The sequence below is a fragment of the Bacillus sp. NMCC4 genome (assembly GCF_002998555.1).
GTDB lineage: Bacteria > Bacillota > Bacilli > Bacillales > Bacillaceae > Bacillus.
On the sequence record NZ_PVRA01000002.1, the window covers coordinates 267,132 to 289,092 of the forward strand.

Annotated in this window: 23 protein-coding genes; 22 read left to right on the plus strand and 1 reads right to left on the minus strand. The window is 43.3% G+C overall.

The window, feature by feature from the left end:
• The first annotated feature begins 56 nt into the window (after positions 1–56).
• From remA to spoVM, 15 genes are all read left to right on the plus strand, one after another.
• Positions 57–326: an extracellular matrix/biofilm regulator RemA gene (remA, locus tag C6Y02_RS05620; protein WP_008344898.1), complete on the plus strand. Its 270-nt coding sequence runs from the start codon at positions 57–59 to the stop codon at positions 324–326.
• A gap of 9 nt (positions 327–335) precedes the next feature.
• Positions 336–950: a guanylate kinase gene (gmk, locus tag C6Y02_RS05625; protein WP_106030827.1), complete on the plus strand. Its 615-nt coding sequence runs from the start codon at positions 336–338 to the stop codon at positions 948–950.
• 3 nt (positions 951–953) lie between these two features.
• Complete coding sequence (rpoZ, locus tag C6Y02_RS05630) at positions 954–1,157, plus strand: DNA-directed RNA polymerase subunit omega (protein ID WP_003211647.1); 204 nt, start codon at positions 954–956, stop codon at positions 1,155–1,157.
• A 117-nt stretch (positions 1,158–1,274) separates the two neighbouring features.
• Positions 1,275–2,492 carry a bifunctional phosphopantothenoylcysteine decarboxylase/phosphopantothenate--cysteine ligase CoaBC gene (gene coaBC, locus C6Y02_RS05635; protein ID WP_060596219.1) on the plus strand — a complete coding sequence of 406 codons (1,218 nt, stop codon included), beginning with the start codon at positions 1,275–1,277 and terminating at the stop codon, positions 2,490–2,492.
• Positions 2,489–4,897: a primosomal protein N' gene (priA, locus tag C6Y02_RS05640; protein ID WP_106030828.1), complete on the plus strand. Its 2,409-nt coding sequence runs from the start codon at positions 2,489–2,491 to the stop codon at positions 4,895–4,897. The genes coaBC and priA overlap by 4 nt, the downstream gene beginning before the upstream one ends.
• Positions 4,898–4,912: 15 nt before the next feature.
• Positions 4,913–5,395, plus strand: a complete 483-nt coding sequence (def, locus tag C6Y02_RS05645) for a peptide deformylase (protein WP_034662448.1) — start codon at positions 4,913–4,915, stop codon at positions 5,393–5,395.
• 5 nt (positions 5,396–5,400) lie between these two features.
• On the plus strand, positions 5,401–6,354 hold the full coding sequence (gene fmt, locus C6Y02_RS05650) for a methionyl-tRNA formyltransferase (protein WP_106030829.1): 954 nt from the start codon (positions 5,401–5,403) through the stop codon (positions 6,352–6,354).
• On the plus strand, positions 6,341–7,684 hold the full coding sequence (gene rsmB / locus C6Y02_RS05655) for a 16S rRNA (cytosine(967)-C(5))-methyltransferase RsmB (RefSeq protein ID WP_034662444.1): 1,344 nt from the start codon (positions 6,341–6,343) through the stop codon (positions 7,682–7,684). The genes fmt and rsmB overlap by 14 nt, the downstream gene beginning before the upstream one ends.
• A gap of 3 nt (positions 7,685–7,687) precedes the next feature.
• Positions 7,688–8,770, plus strand: a complete 1,083-nt coding sequence (gene rlmN, locus C6Y02_RS05660; RefSeq protein ID WP_034662441.1) for a dual-specificity RNA methyltransferase RlmN — start codon at positions 7,688–7,690, stop codon at positions 8,768–8,770.
• 3 nt (positions 8,771–8,773) lie between these two features.
• Positions 8,774–9,544 carry a Stp1/IreP family PP2C-type Ser/Thr phosphatase gene (locus tag C6Y02_RS05665; RefSeq protein ID WP_034662439.1) on the plus strand — a complete coding sequence of 257 codons (771 nt, stop codon included), beginning with the start codon at positions 8,774–8,776 and terminating at the stop codon, positions 9,542–9,544.
• On the plus strand, positions 9,538–11,493 hold the full coding sequence (gene pknB, locus C6Y02_RS05670; protein ID WP_106030830.1) for a Stk1 family PASTA domain-containing Ser/Thr kinase: 1,956 nt from the start codon (positions 9,538–9,540) through the stop codon (positions 11,491–11,493). Before C6Y02_RS05665 ends, pknB begins: the two co-directional genes overlap by 7 nt.
• A 12-nt stretch (positions 11,494–11,505) precedes the next feature.
• Positions 11,506–12,402, plus strand: a complete 897-nt coding sequence (gene rsgA / locus C6Y02_RS05675) for a ribosome small subunit-dependent GTPase A (RefSeq protein WP_106030831.1) — start codon at positions 11,506–11,508, stop codon at positions 12,400–12,402.
• A gap of 3 nt (positions 12,403–12,405) precedes the next feature.
• The gene (rpe, locus tag C6Y02_RS05680) at positions 12,406–13,056 is read left to right on the plus strand and encodes a ribulose-phosphate 3-epimerase (RefSeq protein WP_060596225.1); all 651 of its coding nucleotides are present in this window, start codon (positions 12,406–12,408) and stop codon (positions 13,054–13,056) included.
• A gap of 60 nt (positions 13,057–13,116) precedes the next feature.
• Positions 13,117–13,761 (plus strand): thiamine diphosphokinase, encoded by a 645-nt coding sequence (locus tag C6Y02_RS05685; protein ID WP_106030832.1) that lies wholly within the window; start codon positions 13,117–13,119, stop codon positions 13,759–13,761.
• Between the two features lie 71 nt (positions 13,762–13,832).
• Positions 13,833–13,913 carry a stage V sporulation protein SpoVM gene (gene spoVM / locus C6Y02_RS05690; protein ID WP_008354550.1) on the plus strand — a complete coding sequence of 27 codons (81 nt, stop codon included), beginning with the start codon at positions 13,833–13,835 and terminating at the stop codon, positions 13,911–13,913.
• 69 nt (positions 13,914–13,982) lie between these two features.
• Here spoVM and rpmB read toward each other — a convergent pair whose 3' ends face one another.
• Positions 13,983–14,171 carry a 50S ribosomal protein L28 gene (gene rpmB, locus C6Y02_RS05695; protein WP_003212514.1) on the minus strand — a complete coding sequence of 63 codons (189 nt, stop codon included), beginning with the start codon at positions 14,169–14,171 and terminating at the stop codon, positions 13,983–13,985.
• 271 nt (positions 14,172–14,442) lie between these two features.
• Between rpmB and C6Y02_RS05700 the strand changes: the two genes are divergently transcribed.
• The 7 genes from C6Y02_RS05700 (at position 14,443) to plsX (ending at position 21,948) form a co-directional block, all read left to right on the plus strand.
• Positions 14,443–14,805 carry an Asp23/Gls24 family envelope stress response protein gene (locus C6Y02_RS05700; RefSeq protein WP_003211680.1) on the plus strand — a complete coding sequence of 121 codons (363 nt, stop codon included), beginning with the start codon at positions 14,443–14,445 and terminating at the stop codon, positions 14,803–14,805.
• Between the two features lie 15 nt (positions 14,806–14,820).
• Positions 14,821–16,494 (plus strand): DAK2 domain-containing protein, encoded by a 1,674-nt coding sequence (locus C6Y02_RS05705; protein WP_106030833.1) that lies wholly within the window; start codon positions 14,821–14,823, stop codon positions 16,492–16,494.
• A 149-nt stretch (positions 16,495–16,643) separates the two neighbouring features.
• A complete protein-coding gene (gene sdaAB, locus C6Y02_RS05710; RefSeq protein WP_034662425.1) occupies positions 16,644–17,306 on the plus strand; it encodes an L-serine ammonia-lyase, iron-sulfur-dependent subunit beta in 663 nt (220 codons plus the stop codon).
• A gap of 20 nt (positions 17,307–17,326) precedes the next feature.
• Entirely contained in the window at positions 17,327–18,229 is a 903-nt protein-coding gene (gene sdaAA, locus C6Y02_RS05715) for an L-serine ammonia-lyase, iron-sulfur-dependent, subunit alpha (protein WP_034663849.1), read from the plus strand.
• Entirely contained in the window at positions 18,207–20,255 is a 2,049-nt protein-coding gene (recG, locus tag C6Y02_RS05720) for an ATP-dependent DNA helicase RecG (RefSeq protein ID WP_060596232.1), read from the plus strand. The genes sdaAA and recG overlap by 23 nt, the downstream gene beginning before the upstream one ends.
• Positions 20,256–20,367: 112 nt before the next feature.
• The gene (gene fapR / locus C6Y02_RS05725; RefSeq protein WP_024424199.1) at positions 20,368–20,934 is read left to right on the plus strand and encodes a transcription factor FapR; all 567 of its coding nucleotides are present in this window, start codon (positions 20,368–20,370) and stop codon (positions 20,932–20,934) included.
• A gap of 15 nt (positions 20,935–20,949) precedes the next feature.
• Positions 20,950–21,948, plus strand: a complete 999-nt coding sequence (gene plsX, locus C6Y02_RS05730) for a phosphate acyltransferase PlsX (protein ID WP_034662420.1) — start codon at positions 20,950–20,952, stop codon at positions 21,946–21,948.
• Positions 21,949–21,961: the final 13 nt, after the last annotated feature.

Sequence of the window (21,961 nt, forward strand, 5' to 3'; positions counted from 1 at the left end):
AGTACGTCTCTTTCGGCGAGACTAGAGACGTTTATATTACAGGGGGACGTTAGAAGATGACCATAAAGTTGATCAATATCGGATTTGGAAACATCATTTCAGCGAATCGGATGATTTCGATCGTCAGTCCAGAATCAGCACCGATTAAACGAATGATACAAGACGCAAGAGATCGAGGCATGCTCATAGATGCTACATACGGAAGAAGAACCCGTGCTGTTGTCATTATGGACAGTGACCATGTCATCTTATCTGCCGTTCAGCCTGAGACTGTCGCGCAAAGACTTTCTGTAAAAGAAGAAATCATAGATGAAGGGCAGGGGTAATACGCCATTATGAAAGAAAGAGGACTTTTAATCGTTCTCTCTGGACCTTCGGGAGTTGGAAAAGGAACGGTCAGACAAGCCATTTTCTCCCAGGAAGATACGGAATTTGAATACTCTATTTCTGTGACGACACGTAAACCGCGTGAAGGTGAAAGAAATGGTGTCGATTATTTCTTTAAATCCAGGGAAGAATTTGAACATATGATTGAAAACAAAAAGCTGTTAGAATGGGCAGAGTATGTCGGGAATTACTACGGCACGCCTGTTGACTATGTAGAACAGACATTAAGCGAAGGAAAAGATGTTTTCCTTGAAATCGAAGTGCAAGGTGCACTTCAAGTAAGAGAAGCATTCCCAGAAGGTCTTTTTATTTTCCTTGCACCGCCTAGTCTTTCAGAACTTCAAAACCGCATCATTACACGTGGTACAGAGTCTGAGGAGCTCATTCGCAATCGAATGGCTGCTGCAAAAGAAGAGATTGAAATGATGGATGCTTACGACTATGTCGTGGAAAACGATGATGTCGAGCTTGCTTGTGAAAGAATCAAAGCGATCGTCCTTGCAGAACACCTGCGCAGAGACAGAGTCGCACCAAGATATAAAAAAATGCTGGGGGTAGAATAAACTATGTTAGATCCTTCAATTGACTCATTGATGAACAAACTTGATTCAAAATATACACTTGTGACAGTGTCTGCACGCCGTGCACGTGAAATGCAGATCCACCAAGATCAGCAAATCGAAAATACAAAGTCTTACAAATTCGTAGGCAAAGCACTGGAAGAAATCGATGCCGGTCTTTTGACATTTGAAAAAGAGGATCAAGAATAACACATCGCTTCTGCTATGCAGATACGATACGTTCAAAAAAGTCAAAACTATGATTGGTTTTGACTTTTTTGAATTGTAGACGAATTTGTGAAAAAGGCCGTTAAGGGGGACAAACAAATGTTACAGTCAAAAAATATTTTGCTCGGCGTCAGCGGAGGAATCGCCGTATATAAAGCAGCTGCTCTTACTAGTAAACTCGTACAGGCGGGCGCAAATGTAAGAGTGATTATGACGGAATCTGCCCGTGAGTTTGTGTCTCCGCTTACCTTCCAAGCTCTGTCTCGACATGAGGTGTATGTGGATACATTTAAAGAAAACAATCCAAAAGTCATTGCGCATATTGACGTAGCTGACTGGGCTGATCTCATTCTTGTTGCCCCTGCAACAGCACATACGATTGGTAAAATGGCGGCAGGGCTTGCAGATGATATGCTCACGACGACCTTACTTGCTTCAACCGCTCCTGTATGGATCGCACCAGCAATGAATGTGCATATGTATGATCACCCGGCTGTAAAGCGGAACATTCGCACATTATATGAGGACGGCTACCGGTTTATTGAGCCGAGTGAAGGTTATTTAGCCTGCGGCTACATTGGAAAAGGGCGGTTAGAGGAGCCTGAAAAAATTGTTGAGCACATCCGTGCATTTTTTGAAGAGCCAAAAAGCTTACCGCTTTCAGGTAAAAAAGTCGTGGTGACAGCAGGTCCTACACGAGAAGTCATCGATCCTGTGCGTTTCTTTACAAATCGATCGTCAGGAAAAATGGGCTATGCGATTGCAGAGGCTGCGCAGCAAATGGGGGCTGATGTCACGCTCATTTCAGGACCTGTTTCTTTAACGGCACCTGACCATGTACATGTGGTGCACGTTGAATCGGCAGAGGACATGTATCAAGCCGTATTAGATGTGTACGAGGAAGCGGACCTTGTTATTAAATCAGCAGCGGTCGCCGACTATACCCCTGTGACATCATATCCTCATAAAATGAAAAAACAGGACGGCGCCTTAGAGATTGAATTCACCCGGACAAAAGATATTTTAAAAGAGCTGGGGAAAAGAAAAGAGCATCAAGTGCTTGTCGGTTTTGCAGCTGAAACGCAGGATGTAGAATATTACGCGAAAAAGAAAATCGAATCCAAGCATTTAGATATGATTGTGGCCAACAACGTCACAAAAGAAGGTGCAGGCTTTGGCACAGACACAAATGTAGCAGCAATCATCAAAGCAGATGGTACAACAAAAGAGCTGCCGATGATGAGCAAAAAAGACCTCGCTTTTGAAATCTTAAAGGAGGCAAAACAGCTGTTGCCAAAAGAGCGTGATCGAGCATGATTGCTGAAGTCATCGTGGATGTCACAACGAAAGCCATTGACCGGCCATTCGATTACCGTGTACCAGATCGATTCAAAGATCTCGTCAAAGCGGGAATGAGGGTGGTCGTTCCCTTTGGCCCAAGGAAGATTCAAGGGTTTGTGACAAAAGTCAAAGACGAAACAGACATAAAGACAGGAAACATCAAGGACATTGTCGATTTATTTGATTTATCACCTGTTCTGACAGATGAGCTATTGGAGCTTTCCCACTGGCTGACGGAAAAAACATTGTCCTATCACATTACGGCACTTCAATCGATGCTGCCTGCAGCCATGAAGGCGAAGTATGAAAAAGAAATTCAGGTGCTGTCAGATGAAGAACTTCCGCAGTCATTGAAAGAGCTTTTCGGTCAGCGAGATAGCATCCTTTACGCTGACATCCCGGCCGAACAACTAAAACAGATTCAAAAGTATGTCCAAAAAGGTCATCTAGAGGTAAGGTATCACGTCTCGCAAAAATCTGGAAAGAAAAAGGTGCGCATGCTCCATCTAGCTGTATCGAAAGATAAGCTTGAAGAAAAACAACAGCAGCTTAAGAAAAATGCGGTGAAACAAAAGGCACTGCTCTCCTTTTTGCTTCAAGCGAGTGAGACGACCTTTTTAGCGAAAAACTTGCAGCAGCAAACAGGCGCGAGTTCTCAAACGCTTAAAACCTTTATTCAAGAAGGGCTGCTAACAGAAAGCTATGAAGAAGTCTACCGAGATCCTTATCGTGACCGGGCGTTTACACCATCTGCTTCACTTGATCTCATGCCAGAACAAGCAGAAGCGGCAAAACATATTCATCAAGCAGTCAGTGATGACCGGCATGAAACCTTTCTGCTGCACGGGGTGACAGGGAGCGGTAAAACGGAAATATACTTGCAGACGATTGATCATGCCCTTCAAAAAGGAAAAGAAGCGATCGTCCTCGTTCCTGAAATCTCGTTAACCCCTCAAATGGTTCAGCGGTTTAAAGAGCGGTTCGGCTCAAATGTGGCTGTACTTCACAGCGGCTTATCGACAGGGGAAAAATATGATGAATGGCGGAAAATCCACCGCAAGGAAGTCAAGCTTGTCGTGGGCGCGAGATCTGCTGTTTTCGCTCCATTTGAAAATCTAGGCATGATTATCATAGATGAAGAGCATGAATCTTCTTATAAACAAGAAGAAATGCCTCGTTATCATGCCAAGGATGTCGCCATTGAACGAGCCAGAAGGCATCGATGCCCAGTCGTTTTAGGCAGTGCAACCCCTTCACTTGAAACCTACGCGCGTGCGAAAAAAGGCGTGTTTACATTGCTGACGCTTAAACATCGCGTCAACCAGCAGCAGCTGCCGCACGTTTCGTTAATTGATATGAGAGAAGAATTGAGAAATGGCAACAGGTCCATGTTTTCAGAAGAATTAATGCTCAGATTAAAGGAAGTGCTTGAAAGAAAAGAACAAGCCGTCTTATTTCTGAATAAAAGGGGCTATTCATCCTTTGTGATGTGCCGTGATTGCGGATATGTGGAGCAATGTCCTCATTGCGAAATTTCTCTCACCTATCACCGCTATCAAAAACGGCTGAAATGCCATTATTGTGGGCACGAAGCACCGGTGCCTGCTGAATGTCCAGAATGCCATAGTGAGCATATTCGCTATTTTGGGACGGGTACGCAGCGTGTAGAAGAAGAGCTTACAAAAGTACTGCCTGAGGCAAGAGTGATCCGAATGGATGTGGATACAACGTCTCGTAAAGGTGCTCACGAAAAGCTCCTCACGTCTTTTGGCAATAAAGAAGCGGACATTTTGCTCGGGACGCAAATGATAGCAAAAGGGCTAGATTTCCCAGATGTCACACTTGTTGGTGTTCTCAGTGCGGATACGTCTCTTCATATTCCTGATTTTCGTTCAAGTGAAAAAACATTTCAGCTTCTCACGCAGGTCAGCGGCAGGGCAGGACGTCATGAAAAAGCGGGTTCTGTGATCATTCAATCGTATACGCCTTCTCACTATAGTATTGAATTAACGAAGCACCATGACTATGAAGCCTTTTATGAACAGGAGATGCTGCATCGCCGCCACCAGTCCTATCCGCCGTATTACTATTTGGCAATGGTGACGGTATCACACGAGGAAGTGACGAAGGCAGCGCATGTCACTGATCAAATTGTCCAGTTCCTAAAAATGAACTGTGCACCGAATACAAGAATCCTTGGTCCGGCTGCATCACCAATCGCTAAGATCAAAGATAGATATCGATATCAATGCGTGATAAAATACAAAAGGGAAAATGAACTGGCAAGTTTACTACGGAAAATACAAGATCATTATCAAAAGGAAATGGAACAAAAACAATTGATGATTTCAATAGATATGAATCCATATATGATGATGTAAAACGGAGGGCTTTAAGTGGCAGTAAAACCAATAGTCATACATCCGGCAGAAGTACTTGAACAAAAGGCAGAGCCTGTTGATACGTTCGATAAAAAGCTCAAAAAACTGCTTGATGATATGTATGATACAATGCTTGAGCTAGATGGAGTCGGACTAGCAGCACCACAAATCGGCATTTCACAAAGAATGGCTGTTGTCGATATCGGAGAAGAACCTGGCAGAATTGATTTAGTGAATCCCGAGGTTCTTGAAGTGAAAGGAAGTCAAACAGATATTGAAGGCTGCCTGAGCTTTCCATCTTTATATGGCACAGTAGAAAGACCGAGCTATGTGAAGGTAAAAGCCTTTGATAAGAAAGGCAAACCATTTACAATAGAAGCAGAAGGATTTTTAGCAAGAGCCTTATTGCACGAAATTGATCATTTAGACGGTATATTATTCACGTCGAAAATCATTCAAACCTATACAGAAAAAGAACTTGCGGAAATGGAAGGGTGAAGAAAATGGCACGTATTGTATTTATGGGAACCCCTGATTTCTCAGTACCTGTGCTGCAAACACTCATAACAGAAGGATACGAAGTTGTCGGGGTCGTCACGCAGCCAGATCGCCCAAAAGGCAGAAAACGAGTACTCACACCGCCTCCTGTGAAAGTAGAAGCCTTAAAGCACGGCATTCCTGTACTGCAGCCTGAAAAGGTGCGTCTTGATGAAGAAATTGATAAAGTGCTTTCATTAAAGCCCGATTTAATTGTAACGGCGGCATTTGGACAAATTCTACCAAAACGATTACTGGAAGAACCTCAGTTTGGCTGTATCAATGTTCATGCCTCACTGCTGCCAGAACTAAGAGGCGGCGCGCCGATCCATTATGCGATCCTTCAAGGTAAAAAGAAAACAGGCGTCACCATCATGTACATGGTGGAACGACTCGATGCAGGGGACATGATCAGTAAAGTAGAAGTAGAAATCGACGAATTAGACAATGTCGGTACATTACATGACAAATTAAGTGTAGCAGGCGCCGCATTGCTGAAAGATACTGTGCCAAATGTTCTGAGCGGATCTATTTCTCCAATTCCGCAAAATGAAGAAGCGGCAACGTACGCACCTAATATAAAGCGAGAGCAAGAAAGGTTAGACTGGACAAAGACCGGAGAAGAGCTTTACAACCAAGTTCGCGGCTTAAATCCATGGCCAGTTGCCTATACTGAATGGAACGGGGCTCATCTAAAAGTATGGGAAGCGAAAAAAGTTCCACTTCAAGTGCAAGAAGAACCTGGGAAAGTGATTGAGCTTCAAAAAGAAGGTCCGGTCATTGGAACTGGGAATAAGCAAGGCCTTTTATTAACAGGTGTGCAGCCAGCTGGTAAGAAAAAAATGAGCGGCGAAGACTTCTTAAGAGGCGCAAATATCGAAATTGGACAGAAATTAGGGTTAATGAATGAAGAAAAGTAATGTGAGAGAAGTAGCGCTGGACGCTTTAATCAAACTTGAACAAAACCAAGCTTACAGTAATTTGCTTTTGCAGTCAGTCATGAAAGACAAAGACTTGGCAGATCAGGACAAACCGCTCTTAACAGAGCTTGTGTACGGTACACTGCAAAATAAGCTGGCATTAGATTATATGCTGGCACCATTTGTGAAAAAACCGCAAAAGGTGGCTCCATGGGTCATGCAGCTTTTGCGGATGTCTCTTTATCAAATGGTCTACCTTGAAAAGATTCCAGACCGTGCAGCCATCCATGAAGCAGTTGAGCTAACGAAAAAGAGAGGGCACAAGGGCATTTCTTCACTTGTGAACGGCGTTCTTCGTTCCGTGCAAAGAGAAGGTGTTCCGGCTTTTGATGACATCAAAGATCCGGTCAAGCGGCTTTCAATTGAGACAAGCCACCCATTATGGCTCGTGCAGGAATGGGTTCAGTCGTACGGATTTGAAGCGGCAGAAAGCATGTGCCGCATTCATTTAGTGCCGCCAAAGCAAACCCTCCGTGTCAATCGAATGAAAACCGGCCGCGCGGCATTGCAGCAAGAACTGCTGGATGCCGGAATCGAAACGGAGCTCGGCGACTTATCTGAAGATGCACTCAAGCTGATGAAAGGGTCCATCGTTTCAACCCCTTCTTTTCAAGAAGGCTATGTGACCATTCAAGATGAAAGCTCAATGCTTGTCGCAAGAGCACTAGACCCTCAGCCGGGAGAAACAGTGCTTGACGCCTGTGCGGCTCCAGGCGGAAAATCAACACATATCGCAGAGCGTATGAACGACGAAGGACAAATTGTTTCACTTGATTTACATGAACACAAAGTGAAACTCATCAAACAAGCAGCAAAACGCCTGAACCTTACTCAGATTGAGGCAAAAGCGCTTGATGCGAGGAAAGCGAAAGACTATTACAGCGAAGCTTCATTTGACCGTATTCTGATTGATGCGCCGTGTTCTGGTTTTGGCGTCATCAGACGAAAACCAGATATGAAATATACTAAGTCTCCAGAAGACTCAGCAAGGCTTGCTGCTATTCAGCAGGCAATTTTAAAAGAAGCAGCTCCGCTTTTAAAGCCTGGCGGAACCCTTGTATATAGTACATGTACAATGGACCCAACAGAAAATCAACAAGTGATTCATGCGTTTTTACAAGAACACCAAGACTTCGAACCCGATCTATCTCTTAATGAACGGCTGCCTGAGCAGGTTGCTCCGTTTGTTCAAAACGGAAGTGTACAAATTCTTCCTCATTATTTCGGAACAGATGGTTTCTTTATTTGCAGCATGAGAAAGAAGGGATAAAAAATGACAGAACAAAAAGTAAGAAAAGAACTGAAAACAGATATGCCGTCGATTTATTCATTTGAGCTTCACGAAATGAAAGAATGGTTAAAAGAACAAGACGAAAAGCCTTTCCGCGCAGCTCAAATTTTTGAGTGGCTTTATGAGAAACGTGTGACATCCTTTGATGAAATGTCTAACCTCTCCAAAGATTTAAGAGAAAAATTAAAAGATCAATTTACAATCACAACTTTAAAAACCGTGATCAAACAAACGTCTCAGGACGGAACGATCAAGTTTTTATTTGAACTGCATGATGGCTATACAATTGAAACAGTGCTTATGCGTCACGAATATGGAAACTCTGTCTGTGTCACGACTCAGGTTGGCTGTAGAATTGGCTGTACATTCTGTGCATCTACACTTGGCGGTTTAAAACGAAACCTTGAAGCGGGAGAAATCGTTGCACAAGTATTAAAAGTGCAGCAGGCACTTGACGAAACAGATGAGAGAGTCAGCTCTGTTGTCATCATGGGAATTGGCGAACCGTTTGATAACTTTGAAGAAATGCTTGCCTTCCTTAAAATCATCAACCATGACAACGGCTTAAATATTGGTGCACGTCATATTACAGTTTCGACAAGCGGAATCATTCCAAAGATCTATCAATTCGCTGATGAGCAAATGCAAATCAACTTTGCTGTATCTCTGCACGCACCGAACACAGAGATCAGAAGCCGCCTGATGCCGATCAATAAGGCATATAAGCTGCCAAAATTAATGGAAGCCATTGAATACTACATTCAAAAGACGGGTAGACGTGTCAGCTTTGAATACGGCCTGTTTGGCGGAGTAAATGATCAAGTTCACCATGCGGAAGAACTTGCAGACCTATTAAAAGGAATCAAGTGCCACGTAAACCTCATTCCGGTGAACTATGTACCAGAGAGAGATTATGTGAGAACACCTAGAGAACAAATCTTCCTATTTGAAAAAACGCTGAAAGAACGCGGCGTAAACGTAACGATTAGACGAGAGCAAGGCCATGACATTGATGCTGCTTGCGGTCAGCTAAGAGCGAAGGAGCGTCAGGAAGAGACGAGGTGACGAATGTTGATAAGGGCAGCCTTTCTTACCGATACAGGAAAAGTCCGTCAGCATAATGAAGATGATGCAGGTATTTTTGAAGCAAAAGAAGACTCACTTCTCGCTGTTGTAGCAGACGGCATGGGAGGTCATCTTGCTGGTGATGTCGCCAGCAAGATGGCAGTCTCTTCTTTGAAAGAATACTGGGAAAAAACATCTTCAATTCCAGAAAAGCCAGCCGATCAAGAAAGCTGGTTAATCTCAAAAATCAGTGACATTAATGACCAAGTATATGAACATGCGAAAAACAATGAGGAGTGCCAAGGAATGGGGACGACCATTGTGTGTGCGCTCGTTCATTTGCAAACGGTCACAATTGCGCATATTGGAGACAGCCGCTGCTACCTGCTAAGAGAAGGAGCGCTGACCCAATTAACGGATGATCATTCACTTGTGAATGAACTTGTGAAAACAGGTGAAATTTCAAAAGCGGATGCAGAATATCATCCAAGAAAAAATGTGCTCACGAAAGCATTAGGAACAGATAAACGTGTTCAAATTGATGCACGCACCTTTGAAGTGGACCCAGGAGATCAAATCCTGCTTTGCTCAGATGGTCTATCGAATAAAGTAGAAGAAGAGAATTTGATTCATATTTTAACGCAAACGAACGCACCAGAGGAAAAAGTAACAGAGTTAATTCAAACAGCGAATGACAACGGCGGTGAAGATAACATTACAGCAGTACTGTTAGAAATCTCCTCCCAGCCAGAGGAGGGTGACAGCAAGTGTTGATCGGAAAAAGGATCAGCGGCCGTTATCAGATTCTTCGCGTCATAGGCGGAGGCGGAATGGCAAACGTCTATTTGGCGGAGGATATGATTTTAGATCGCGAAGTAGCGATTAAAATTTTGCGGTTTGACTTTGCGAGCGATGATGATTTTATTAGACGATTCCGGCGGGAAGCGCAATCAGCTGCAAGCTTAGATCATTCGAATATTGTCAGCATCTACGATGTAGGGGAAGAAGATGATATTTATTATATTGTCATGGAATATGTCGAGGGGATGACGCTGAAAGAATACATACACGCCAATGGCCCGCTTCATCCGAAAGAAGCCGTTCGCATCATGGAGCAAGTCGTTGCGGCGATGGAAGAAGCCCATGCGAAACAGCTCGTCCACCGTGACATTAAGCCTCACAATATATTAATAGACAATTTGGGGAATATCAAAGTCACTGATTTTGGGATTGCCATGGCACTCAGCTCAGCGACCATTACCCATACAAATTCTGTCCTAGGCTCCGTGCACTATTTGTCTCCAGAACAAGCACGCGGAGGTCTTGCAACGAAAAAGTCAGACATCTATTCGCTTGGGATTGTGCTTTATGAACTCATCTCAGGACGCATGCCATTTGAAGGGGAATCGGCTGTCAGTGTCGCACTGAAGCATTTGCAATCAGAGCCTCCATCTGTGAGGAGATGGAATCCTTCTGTTCCACAAAGCGTGGAAAACATCATTTTAAAGGCGATGGCCAAAGATCCATTTTATCGATATGAAGATGCATCTGAAATGCAAAAAGACTTAAAAACCGCTTTCGATCCAGCCAGATTAAAAGAAAAACGCTTTGTCATTGAAGAAGACCATGAAGCAACGAAAGCGATCCCAATCATTCAAGATCATCTAATCGATCAAGACAATGAAAAAACAGCTGTCCACCCGGCTCAAAAACCGAAGAAAAAAGAGAAACAAAAGCCGAAAAAGAAACGAAAAAAATGGCCATGGATTGTGGCATCCATCTTATTTATTTTGACCGCTGCGACGATTTTAGCCATCACTGTGTTTCCAGGGCTGCTTTTTCCAAAAGATGTTGAGGTCACGGATGTATCTGGCATGACGGTTGAAAAAGCAGAAGATACCTTGAAGAAAGCTGGGTTTACCGTCGCTTCGGAGTCAATAGAGATCGCTGATGAGAAAATTGAAAAAGGTCTCGTCGTCAAAACAGATCCTAAAATCGGCACAAAGGTAAAAGAAGGGACAGAGATTCAGCTTTACGAAAGTACTGGCAAGGAAAAGACCGAATTACCTGATGTTACAGGCGAAAAGGTCGATAAAGCAAAAGAATTATTAGAGAAAAAAGGGTTTAAACAGGTCGTTGTGGAGGAAGTGAATGATAATGACACCGAATCTGGGATTGTCATGGAACAGAATCCTTCAGCGAATACAGAGCTTGTAGCAGCAGATGAAGAAGTCACGTTGACTGTCAGCATAGGTCCTGCCGATATTACATTACGTGATTTAACGACGTATAGTAAGCAGGCGGCATCGAATTATTTAGAGGATAACGGATTAAAGCTTGATGAAAAAGAAGCGCATTCTGACGAAGTACCAAAAGGCGAGGTCATGAAGCAGGAACCAGGAGCAGGAACTGCTGTTAAACCAGGTGATACGGTCAAGATTACATTCTCTCTTGGACCGAAGGAAAAACCAGCCAAAACGGTGACTGAAAAGATTGCGATCCCTTATGAACCAGAAACGGAAGGGCAGGAGATGAATGTCCAAATTTCCATTGATGATGCGGAGCATAGCATCTCTGATTCATATGAAAGCTTTAAAATCACTGCGCCGACTGAGCGGACCATTAAGTTTAAGATTGAACCAGGTCAAAAAGGATATTATCAAGTGACGGTTGATGATAAAGTCGTAAGCTCTAAAACGATCGAATACCCTGATGATGAATAAAGGAGGGACTTTATGCCTGAGGGCAAAATTATTAAAGCATTAAGCGGATTCTACTATGTGCTGGATGAGTCAAAAGAAAGTGGAAAAGTGGTTCAGTGCAGAGCAAGAGGCATTTTTCGAAAAAACAAAATCACACCTCTTGTTGGAGATTATGTCGTGTATCAAGCAGACAACGATAAAGAAGGCTACTTATTAGAAGTAAAAGAACGGACAAACGAACTTGTTCGTCCCCCTATTAGTAACGTCGATCAAGCGGTACTTGTTTTCTCAGCAGCAGAACCAACCTTTAGCACATCACTCTTAGACAGATTTTTAGTGCTTGTTGAAGCCAATCATATTGAGCCGATTATCTGCATCACTAAAATGGACTTATTGAAAACAGATCAAGAGCGTGAAACTATCGAGGCATATGCAGACGACTATCGGCAAATTGGCTATGATGTTCATTTAACCTCTACGATGGAGGGAGACGGAATTGAGAAGCTGACCCCGCATTTTCACAATAAAATTACGGTATTTGCCGGTCAGTCTGGTGTAGGCAAGTCCTCCCTTTTAAATGCGATGAGTCCTGAATTGGCGCTGAAAACAAATGATATCTCATCCCATCTCGGACGAGGAAAGCATACGACAAGGCATGTTGAACTTATTCGAACAGCAGACGGGCTCATTGCAGATACTCCTGGCTTTAGCTCGCTCGAATTTACTGGCATCGAAGCAGAAGATCTAGGTCTATACTTTTTAGACATCAGAGAGCGGAGTGCAGATTGTAAATTTAGAGGCTGCCTGCACGTGAAAGAGCCTGGCTGTGCGATAAAAGATGCGGTCGAGCATGATCAAATCAGAGAGTATCGCTATCAGCATTATTTAGAGTTTTTAACTGAAATCAAAGACAGAAAGCCGAGGTACTAAATCATGGTTTATATTGCCCCTTCCATTTTATCAGCAGATTTTGCCAATTTGGAGAAAGATATCCGTGATGTGGAACAAGGCGGTGCGGATTACATTCATATCGATGTCATGGACGGTCATTTTGTACCGAATATGACATTTGGGCCGAATGTTGTCGAAGCGATCAGACCGCATACGCGTCTTCCGCTTGATGTTCACTTAATGATTGAGCAGCCAGACCGGTATATTCCTGCATTCGCAAAAGCAGGCGCTGATATTATTTCTGTTCATGTGGAAGCTTGTCCGCACTTACACCGAACAATACAGCACATTAAAGAACAAGGTGTAAAAGCAGGGGTCGTCTTGAATCCTCACACACCTGTTTCTCACATTGAGCATGTATTAGAGGATGTGGACCTTGTGTTATTCATGACGGTAAATCCTGGTTTTGGGGGACAAGCATTTATTCCATCTGTTCTCACGAAGGTAAAAGAAGTAAAAGCACTGAGTGAACAAAAGGGCTTAACCGATTTACTGATAGAAATAGACGGCGGTGTCAATGTAGAGACTGCAAAGGATTGCAAAGAAGCAGGCGCTAATTTACTTGTAGCGGGCTCTGCGGTATACGGTAAAGACAACCGCGCAGCAGCTATCCAGGCAATTCGAGAAGCGTAAAGAAAGGAACCAAAGTCATTGTGATCTTTGGTTCTTTTTATATAGACAGGAGCGTATATCATGCACATACATATCGTAGCCGGCGGTCCTTTTGAATACATTCCGCCACTTGAACATGAAGCATCACAGAAGGATATTCTCTGGATTGGCGTAGACCGTGGAACCCTCTTCTTACTAGAGCAAGGCATCATCCCTGCCAAAGCCTTTGGTGATTTTGACAGTGTGACAGAAGAAGAGCTTCGGGAGCTGAAAGAAAAATTGCCTGCCCTGAATGTATTTCAAGCTGAAAAGGATGAAACCGATTTAGAGCTTGCACTGAACTGGGCACTGAGTCAGCATCCAGCACATATTTACATCTACGGTATTACGGGAGGAAGGGCTGATCATTTTCTAGGAAATATCCATCTTCTTTACAAAGGGATTCAGCACAAGCAGAATATCACCCTTGTAGACAAACAAAATATCATTCAAATGTTTGAACCTGGTACATACGAAATAAAAGAAGATCAGGATAAACAATATGTGTCGTTTCTACCCTTTGGAACACCCGTTGAAAAGCTGACATTAAAAGGTTTCAAATATCCTCTGAAAAATTGTCATATTGAGCCTGGTTCCACACTATGTATTAGTAACGAACTCATCCACTCAAATGGTACTTTTTCTTTTCATGAAGGCATATTAATAATGGTAAGAAGCAAAGATTGACCAACCTATCAATGTGGATGGCTGATTAAGCTCAATTGTGCTGCAAGCGGTACTTTTAGGAGGGGGACAAAATGAAATTTTATACAATCAAACTGCCTAGATTTCTTGGCGGCATTGTCCGTGCGATGCTTGGTTCATTTAAGAAAGATTAATGAGTAATCTCCTTTATTTCCACATAAAAACGCCTGCTACAATTCATTGTAGCAGGCGTTTACTCTTGCTTATACACGCTCAACTTTACCAGATTTCAAAGCTCGAGCTGATACATATACTCTTTTAGGCTTACCGTCCACTAGAATACGAACTTTTTGAAGGTTCGCGCCCCATGTACGTTTTGTAGAGTTCATTGCGTGAGAACGGTTGTTCCCAGCTTTTGTTTTTCTGCCTGTAATAACGCATTTACGTGCCATTTGTTTCCCTCCTAACTGCGAAAACATCATCATATTCTTCATATACGTACTTAGAGATGCCTCAAGATACTTTAATAATTTACCACAGCTTCAAGGGGTTTGCAAGGATTGTTTACTCCTCTTTCAAGAAAAATACCTTGACATCTTGATAAAAAATCAAGGCTATAGTATAAGTAGGATTGGGTCGGATTGAATGATTTCTTTTAAAAAGAAGGGTCTTATAGTAAAATAGTGATAACTCAGGGCAATTTCTCAAAAAGGGGGAACCAATGTGTCCATTGAACTTAGAACGAAATACGGACAAATTGATATATCAAATGAAGTCATTGCAATGGTGGCAGGAGGCGCTGCGATCGATTGCTATGGTATTGTTGGGATGGCGTCCAAAAATCAAATCAAGGACGGCTTGACGGATATTCTCCGCAAAGAGAACTTCAGCCGGGGTGTTCTTGTGCGTCAAAAAGAAGACCGCATTCATATTGATATGTACATCATCGTCAGCTACGGTACAAAAATATCAGAAGTCGCACATAATGTTCAAACGAAAGTCAAATATACGATTTCTCACACAGTTGGACTTTCTGTTGATTCGGTCAACATTTATGTACAAGGAGTAAGAGTTACGAACCCGTAGTAAGGAGGAAATATATTGTCTATTAGAAATCTTGATGGCCGTTCATTTGCAAAAATGATTCTTGCAGGTGCTCACCATCTTTCTCAAAACGCACAAATTGTTGATGCGTTAAATGTTTTTCCAGTGCCAGACGGAGACACGGGGACAAATATGAATTTGTCGATGACTTCAGGGGCAAAATCAGTTGAAGAAACAAATACCGATCATATTGGGAAGGTCGGCGTGGCCCTGTCAAAAGGGCTATTGATGGGCGCAAGAGGAAACTCAGGCGTGATCCTTTCACAGCTCTTTAGAGGTTTCAGTAAACATATCGAACAAAAAGAAACGATTGATGCAAAAGAATTTGCCCTTGCCTTACAGGCAGGTGTTGATACAGCATATAAAGCCGTGATGAAACCGATTGAAGGGACCATCTTAACGGTTGCAAAGGATGCAGCAAAGAAAGCGGTTGCTGTTTCAGCGGCAGAAAATGACATTGACCGCGTTCTTGAGTTAACGATTGAGGAAGCGAGAGCATCACTTGATCGAACGCCGGATCTGCTTCCTGTTTTAAAAGAAGTGGGCGTTGTCGATAGTGGGGGTAAAGGACTTCTATGCGTATATGAAGGTTTCCTTGCTTCATTAAGAGGAGAGGACCTCCATCTGAAAGCGGCCTCTTTGCCAACGTTAAAAGAACTTGTCAGTGCAGAGCATCATAAAAGTGCACAAAGCCATATGAACACTGAAGATATCGAATTTGGTTATTGTACTGAATTTATGGTGAAATTTGAAGAAGACAAACAGTCCTTTGATGAGAATGCCTTCAGAGAAGACTTAAGCGAATTCGGAGATTCACTTCTTGTGGTGTCTGATGAAACGCTGGCGAAAGTTCATATTCATGCAGAGCAGCCTGGAGATGTCTTATCCTATGCACAGCGCTACGGCAGCCTGATCAATATGAAAATTGAAAATATGAGAGAGCAGCATAGCTCGATTGTGAACGAAGAAAGAGAACACGCGCCCGCTGCACCAAAGGCACCTGCTGCTGAAAAACAGCGCTTTGGAGTAGTCAGTGTCGCAATGGGAGAAGGAATTGCTGACTTGTTTAAAAGTATCGGAGCTTCCGTCGTCATTGAAGGCGGACAGACGATGAACCCGAGCACAGAAGACATTGTCACAGCAATTGAAAGCGTACATGCCGAAACCGTCTTTATCTTACCTAATAATTCTAATATTGTCATGGCAGCGAAACAGGCGGCAACTGTCTCAAGTCGTGAGGTCGTTGTCATTCCGACGAAGACCGTTCCCCAAGGAATGTCGGCACTTCTTTCTCTAAATGAAGCAGCTTCAAATGAAGACAACGAAGCAGCAATGCTAGAAGCGATTGACCACGTGAAAAGCGGCCAAATTACCTTTGCAGTGAGAGATACCCAAATTGATGGAATCGACATTGCCAAGGGCGATTATATGGGTCTCTTTAACGGGAAAATTACCTTAACCGCGAAAAATCAATTAGATGCAGCAAAAGAGCTTTTGACCAAAATGGTGACAGAAGATGATGAGATTGTCACGATCATTAAAGGGGAAGATGCATCATCTGAAGAGATGGATGCGTTAGAAGCCTTTATTGAAGAAACATTTGAAGATGTAGAAGTTGAAGTCCACGATGGAAAACAGCCGCTTTATTCATATATTTTGGCTGTTGAATAACGAAAGAAGGGCAAATAAAGCCCTTCTTCTTCTTTTGCAATTTTTTACTAGTGATTCAACGGTGAAATGAGTTGCGGGAAACGAATGAATCCATTAGTCTAAAGAAAGAACCAAACCAATATGTGAGTGGTTATGAGAGGGGAAGACCTATGAAATTTAGAAGTGTGTTTGATATTATTGGACCCGTCATGATTGGTCCATCAAGTTCGCACACAGCGGGTGCGGCTCGTATAGGGAGAGTGGCTCGCAGCTTATTTGGAAGAGAACCGAAACAAATTGTCGTTTCATTTTATGGCTCTTTTAAAGATACGTATAAAGGACACGGTACAGATGTCGCCATTATCGGCGGTGTTCTTGATTTTGATACATTTGATGAACGCATCAAAACAGCGATTGATATTGCAAAAAGCAAAGAGATCGACATTGAATTTAAAGAAGAAGATGCGGTGCCAGCGCATCCGAATACAGCAAAAGTAGAGATATCAGATGCAAATGGAAAGCTTGAATTAATCGGGATTTCCATCGGCGGTGGTAAAATTGAAATCACTGAACTGAATGGCTTTGAGCTCAGGCTTTCAGGAAATCATCCTGCCATTCTTGTGGTTCATAACGATCGCTACGGCACGATTGCAGCAGTGGCCAATGTGTTAGCGAAATTCGCCATCAACATCGGTCATATGGAAGTGGCACGTAAAGATGTCGGGCAAGAGGCTTTGATGACCATCGAAGTGGATCAAAATATTGACCCAGCTGTCCTATCAGAGCTTGAAACGCTGCCAAACATTATTCAAGTCACACAAATTGCAGAGTAACAACAAGGAGGTTATGAATGATGTTTAAAAACGTCAAAGAACTCGTGCAGCTAACAGAAGAACGGAATACCTCCATTTCAGAAATAATGATCGCGCAAGAAATGGAAGTGACAGGGAAGTCACGTGAAGATATTTTCTCCCAGATGTACCGCAACCTAGAAGTGATGGAACAGGCCGTAGAAAACGGGCTGAAAGGTGTGAAATCATTATCAGGTTTAACAGGCGGAGATGCGGTCAAACTTCAAGCATATATCGCATCAGGCAAAACGCTGTCTGGACATACTATATTAGATGCTGTCAGTAAGGCAGTGGCAACGAATGAAGTCAATGCCGCAATGGGGACGATTTGTGCAACGCCTACAGCAGGCTCAGCAGGTGTTGTGCCGGGTACGTTATTTGCTGTAAAAGAAACATTAAAGCCAACTAAGGAACAAATGGTCAGATTCCTATTCACCTCTGGCGCATTTGGCTTTGTTGTGGCCAATAATGCGAGCATCTCTGGTGCAGCAGGCGGCTGTCAGGCAGAGGTAGGTTCAGCATCAGGTATGGCGGCAGCAGCCATTGTCGAAATGGCAGGCGGTACACCTCAGCAATCTGCTGAAGCGATGGCGATTACACTGAAAAATATGCTTGGACTTGTTTGTGACCCAGTAGCTGGACTTGTCGAGGTACCGTGCGTAAAACGAAACGCAATGGGTGCATCAAATGCGATGATCGCAGCAGATATGGCACTTGCCGGCATCACAAGCCGTATTCCATGTGATGAAGTCATTGATGCGATGTATAAAATCGGTCAAACCATGCCAACGGCACTTCGTGAAACAGCACAAGGCGGACTTGCTGCAACACCGACAGCAAGAGAGCTTGAAAAGAAGATTTTCGGAGGTGTGACCTCATCTCGTGATACAGAAACTGCAAGATAATGTCTCTGTCCTCAAAGGGATTGGAGAAGAAACCGAAAAAACACTCAATGAACTTGGAATCTATACAGTAGCCGATTTGCTTGGCTACTTTCCTTATCGATATGACGACTATGAGCTTCGTAATTTAGAAGAAGTTAAGCATGATGAACGTGTCACAGTTGAAGGGAAAGTGCACAGTGAGCCCGTCCTCACCTATTATGGAAAAAAACGAAGCAGGCTGACATTCAGGCTGCTTGTCGGGCGTTTTCTCATCACAGCGATTTGCTTCAATCGCCCTTATTTAAAACGAAGCCTTGTTTTAGGTGATACAGTATCCGTCACTGGGAAATGGGATAAAAACCGTCAATCCATCATGGTGCAGGAATTTAAAAAAGGGACGCACGAGCAAGATGGCAGTATAGAGCCTGTTTATTCAGTAAAAGAAAATGTAACCGTGAAGATGATGAGACGCTTTGTGAAACAGGCCCTGTCACTTTATGTAGATAAAGCTGAAGATCCACTGCCAAAGCAGCTTGTCTCTACCTATAAACTCATGTCCTATCAGGAAGCATTAAAAACCATTCACCTGCCAGAAACAAGAGACTCGCTCAAGCAAGCAAGACGCCGCTTTGTGTACGAGGAATTTCTCATCTTTCAGTTGAAGATGCAGGCAATCAGAAAGAAAGAGCGAGAAAAAACATCAGGCATCCAGCATCCGTTTTCCAAAGAGGCTGTTTTTGAGTTTGTTCACAGCCTGCCATTTCCGCTGACAAAGGCACAATCAAGAGTGCTTGATGAAATTATGTCTGATATGGCATCCCCGTACCGGATGAACCGTCTGCTTCAAGGGGATGTAGGCTCAGGGAAAACAGCTGTTGCAGCCATTGCGCTTTATGCCGCTCATTTATCCGGCTATCAAGGTGCATTAATGGTCCCAACAGAGATTTTGGCAGAACAGCATGCAGATTCACTTTACCAGCTGTTTGAAAAATGGGGACTGAATATCGCCCTTCTGACAAGCTCTGTGAAAGGAAAGCGCCGCAGAGAATTGCTGGAACGTCTAAAAGAGGGCGAGATTGATATATTAGTCGGTACGCATGCGCTCATTCAAGACGAAGTCGAATTTCAGCAGCTCGGTCTTGTTATCACAGATGAGCAGCACCGGTTTGGCGTAGAACAGCGAAAAAAACTAAGAAGTAAAGGGCAGGACCCAGATGTCTTGTTTATGACTGCCACACCTATTCCGCGAACACTTGCAATCACTGTCTTTGGAGAAATGGACGTATCCGTCATTGATGAATTACCAGCCGGCAGAAAACAGATCGAAACGTATTGGGTCAAGCATGACATGCTTGAGAGGATTCTTGCATTTGTGGATAAAGAGCTGAGAAAAGGAAGACAGGCGTATATTATTTGTCCGCTCATAGAAGAATCAGACAAGCTGGATGTGCAAAATGCGATCGATGTCCACAGTATGCTGACAGAGGCTTACCGTGGTAAGTGGTCGATCGGCTTAATGCACGGGAAACTGGCGAGTGACGAAAAAGATCAGGTGATGAGAGACTTTACAGCAAATGAAGTTCAAATTCTCGTTTCAACCACAGTCGTTGAAGTCGGGGTCAACGTACCGAATGCGACCATCATGGTCATTTATGATGCAGACCGCTTCGGACTGTCTCAGCTTCATCAGCTCAGAGGCCGGGTTGGACGCGGAGAGCATCAATCATTTTGTGTTTTAATGGCGGATCCAAAATCAGAAACGGGGAAAGAGCGGATGCGGATCATGTCCGAAACAACCGACGGTTTTGAGCTGTCTGAAAAGGACTTAGAACTAAGAGGACCCGGCGATTTCTTCGGTAAAAAACAAAGCGGAATGCCTGAATTTAAAGTAGCAGATATGGTTCATGACTACAGAGCGCTGGAAACCGCTAGAAAAGATGCGGCAGAACTTGTGCAATCAGACGCATTTTGGACAGACCCCGAATACAAAGAACTTCGGCAAACACTTGTAGACAGCGGGGTGCTGGGCGGAGATAAATTAAGCTGATCAAGCGCTGGAGGAATTTTCTTGTCTTTTTGAAACAAGGATTGATTTATCATCTATGAGATTATATACTACTATTAGTACCTAGTCATAAATGTACGGATGGTGTCTGCATATGAAACTAAATAAAAAAGAACGTCAAAAGCTTCTCCAGCAAACGATCAGCTCGACTCCGTTCATTACTGATGAAGAATTGGCAAGTAAATTCGGTGTAAGCATTCAAACGGTTCGTCTTGATCGTTTGGAACTGTCGATTCCTGAATTACGCGAAAGAATTAAGCATGTGGCCGAAAAGACATTAGAGGATGAAGTGAAGTCACTTCCGCTGGATGAAGTGATTGGAGAAATGATTGATGTAGAGCTTGATGACCAAGCCATTTCCATTTTAGAAGTGAGAAAAGAGCATGTATTTAGCCGAAATCAAATTGCCAGGGGACATCATCTCTTCGCCCAGGCTAATTCGCTCGCAGTAGCCGTCATCGACGATGAACTGGCGCTGACAGCAAAAGCGAATATCAGATTTACAAGGCAGGTTAAACAAGGCGAACGAGTCGTCTCAAAAGCTAAAGTAGCCTCACATGATAAAGAAAAAGGCAGAACTGTAGTTGAAGTAAACAGCTATGTCGGTGAGGAAGTTGTCTTCTCAGGTGACTTCGTCATGTATCGCTCAAAACAAAAGTAAAAGGTGGCACGTAATATGAGAATTGCAGTCGATGCAATGGGGGGAGACCATGCCCCTAAAGCCATTATTGACGGTGTGCAAAAAAGCTTAACGGCATTTTCAGATATCGAGATTACACTTGTCGGCGATGAAAACAAAATCAAACCATACATAACAAATAACGAGCGCATCACGATTTTAGATGCAAAAGAAGTCATTGAACCGACAGATGAACCAGTGCGTGCAGTTAGACGTAAAAAGGATTCATCTATGGTGAAAATGGCGCAGGAAGTATCCGAGGGACGTGCAGATGCCTGCATCTCAGCAGGAAATACTGGAGCTCTCATGACAGCAGGATTGTTTATCGTAGGCAGAATCGACGGCATAGACAGACCGGCACTTGCTCCAACACTGCCAACACTTGATGGCAGCGGGTTTTTATTACTGGATGTCGGCGCAAACGTTGATGCGAAACCAGAACACCTAATGCAATATGCCATGATGGGATCAATCTACGCAGAGCGTGTCTTTCCAAAGAGCAATCCGCGCGTTGGATTGTTAAATGTAGGAACAGAAGATAAAAAAGGTAACGATCTCACGAAAAAAACCTTTGAATTATTAAAAGCATCAGACTTGAATTTCGTAGGAAATGTGGAGTCTCGTGATTTACTAGAAGGTGTTGCTGATGTTGTTGTCACAGATGGTTTCACAGGAAATATCGCCTTGAAAACGATTGAAGGCACAGCCCTTTCTGTATTTAAAATGCTGAAAGAAACATTAACATCCAGCTTCACAGCAAAAATAGCAGCTGGCATGATGAAGCCGAAATTGATGCAGATGAAGTCTAAAATGGATTACTCCGAATATGGCGGTGCCGCTTTATTTGGTTTAAAAGCACCTGTCATTAAAGCACACGGCTCCTCTGATGAAAACGCCATTTTTCATGCAATTCGTCAGGCACGTGATATCGTAGAAAAAGACGTTTCAGCCATCATTCATCAAGAAGTCCAAAAAGAAACCACGAACGAGTCTTAATGGAGGTAAAGCA

Coding starts and splice junctions, on each gene's coding strand:
- remA (WP_008344898.1), top strand. CDS start 57: ATGACCATAAAGTTGATCAATATCGGATTTGGAAACATCATTTCAGCG.
- gmk (WP_106030827.1), top strand. CDS start 336: ATGAAAGAAAGAGGACTTTTAATCGTTCTCTCTGGACCTTCGGGAGTT.
- rpoZ (WP_003211647.1), top strand. CDS start 954: ATGTTAGATCCTTCAATTGACTCATTGATGAACAAACTTGATTCAAAA.
- coaBC (WP_060596219.1), top strand. CDS start 1,275: ATGTTACAGTCAAAAAATATTTTGCTCGGCGTCAGCGGAGGAATCGCC.
- priA (WP_106030828.1), top strand. CDS start 2,489: ATGATTGCTGAAGTCATCGTGGATGTCACAACGAAAGCCATTGACCGG.
- fmt (WP_106030829.1), top strand. CDS start 5,401: ATGGCACGTATTGTATTTATGGGAACCCCTGATTTCTCAGTACCTGTG.
- rsmB (WP_034662444.1), top strand. CDS start 6,341: ATGAAGAAAAGTAATGTGAGAGAAGTAGCGCTGGACGCTTTAATCAAA.
- rlmN (WP_034662441.1), top strand. CDS start 7,688: ATGACAGAACAAAAAGTAAGAAAAGAACTGAAAACAGATATGCCGTCG.
- C6Y02_RS05665 (WP_034662439.1), top strand. CDS start 8,774: ATGTTGATAAGGGCAGCCTTTCTTACCGATACAGGAAAAGTCCGTCAG.
- rsgA (WP_106030831.1), top strand. CDS start 11,506: ATGCCTGAGGGCAAAATTATTAAAGCATTAAGCGGATTCTACTATGTG.
- rpe (WP_060596225.1), top strand. CDS start 12,406: ATGGTTTATATTGCCCCTTCCATTTTATCAGCAGATTTTGCCAATTTG.
- C6Y02_RS05685 (WP_106030832.1), top strand. CDS start 13,117: ATGCACATACATATCGTAGCCGGCGGTCCTTTTGAATACATTCCGCCA.
- spoVM (WP_008354550.1), top strand. CDS start 13,833: ATGAAATTTTATACAATCAAACTGCCTAGATTTCTTGGCGGCATTGTC.
- rpmB (WP_003212514.1), bottom strand. CDS start 14,171: ATGGCACGTAAATGCGTTATTACAGGCAGAAAAACAAAAGCTGGGAAC.
- sdaAB (WP_034662425.1), top strand. CDS start 16,644: ATGAAATTTAGAAGTGTGTTTGATATTATTGGACCCGTCATGATTGGT.
- sdaAA (WP_034663849.1), top strand. CDS start 17,327: ATGTTTAAAAACGTCAAAGAACTCGTGCAGCTAACAGAAGAACGGAAT.
- fapR (WP_024424199.1), top strand. CDS start 20,368: ATGAAACTAAATAAAAAAGAACGTCAAAAGCTTCTCCAGCAAACGATC.
- plsX (WP_034662420.1), top strand. CDS start 20,950: ATGAGAATTGCAGTCGATGCAATGGGGGGAGACCATGCCCCTAAAGCC.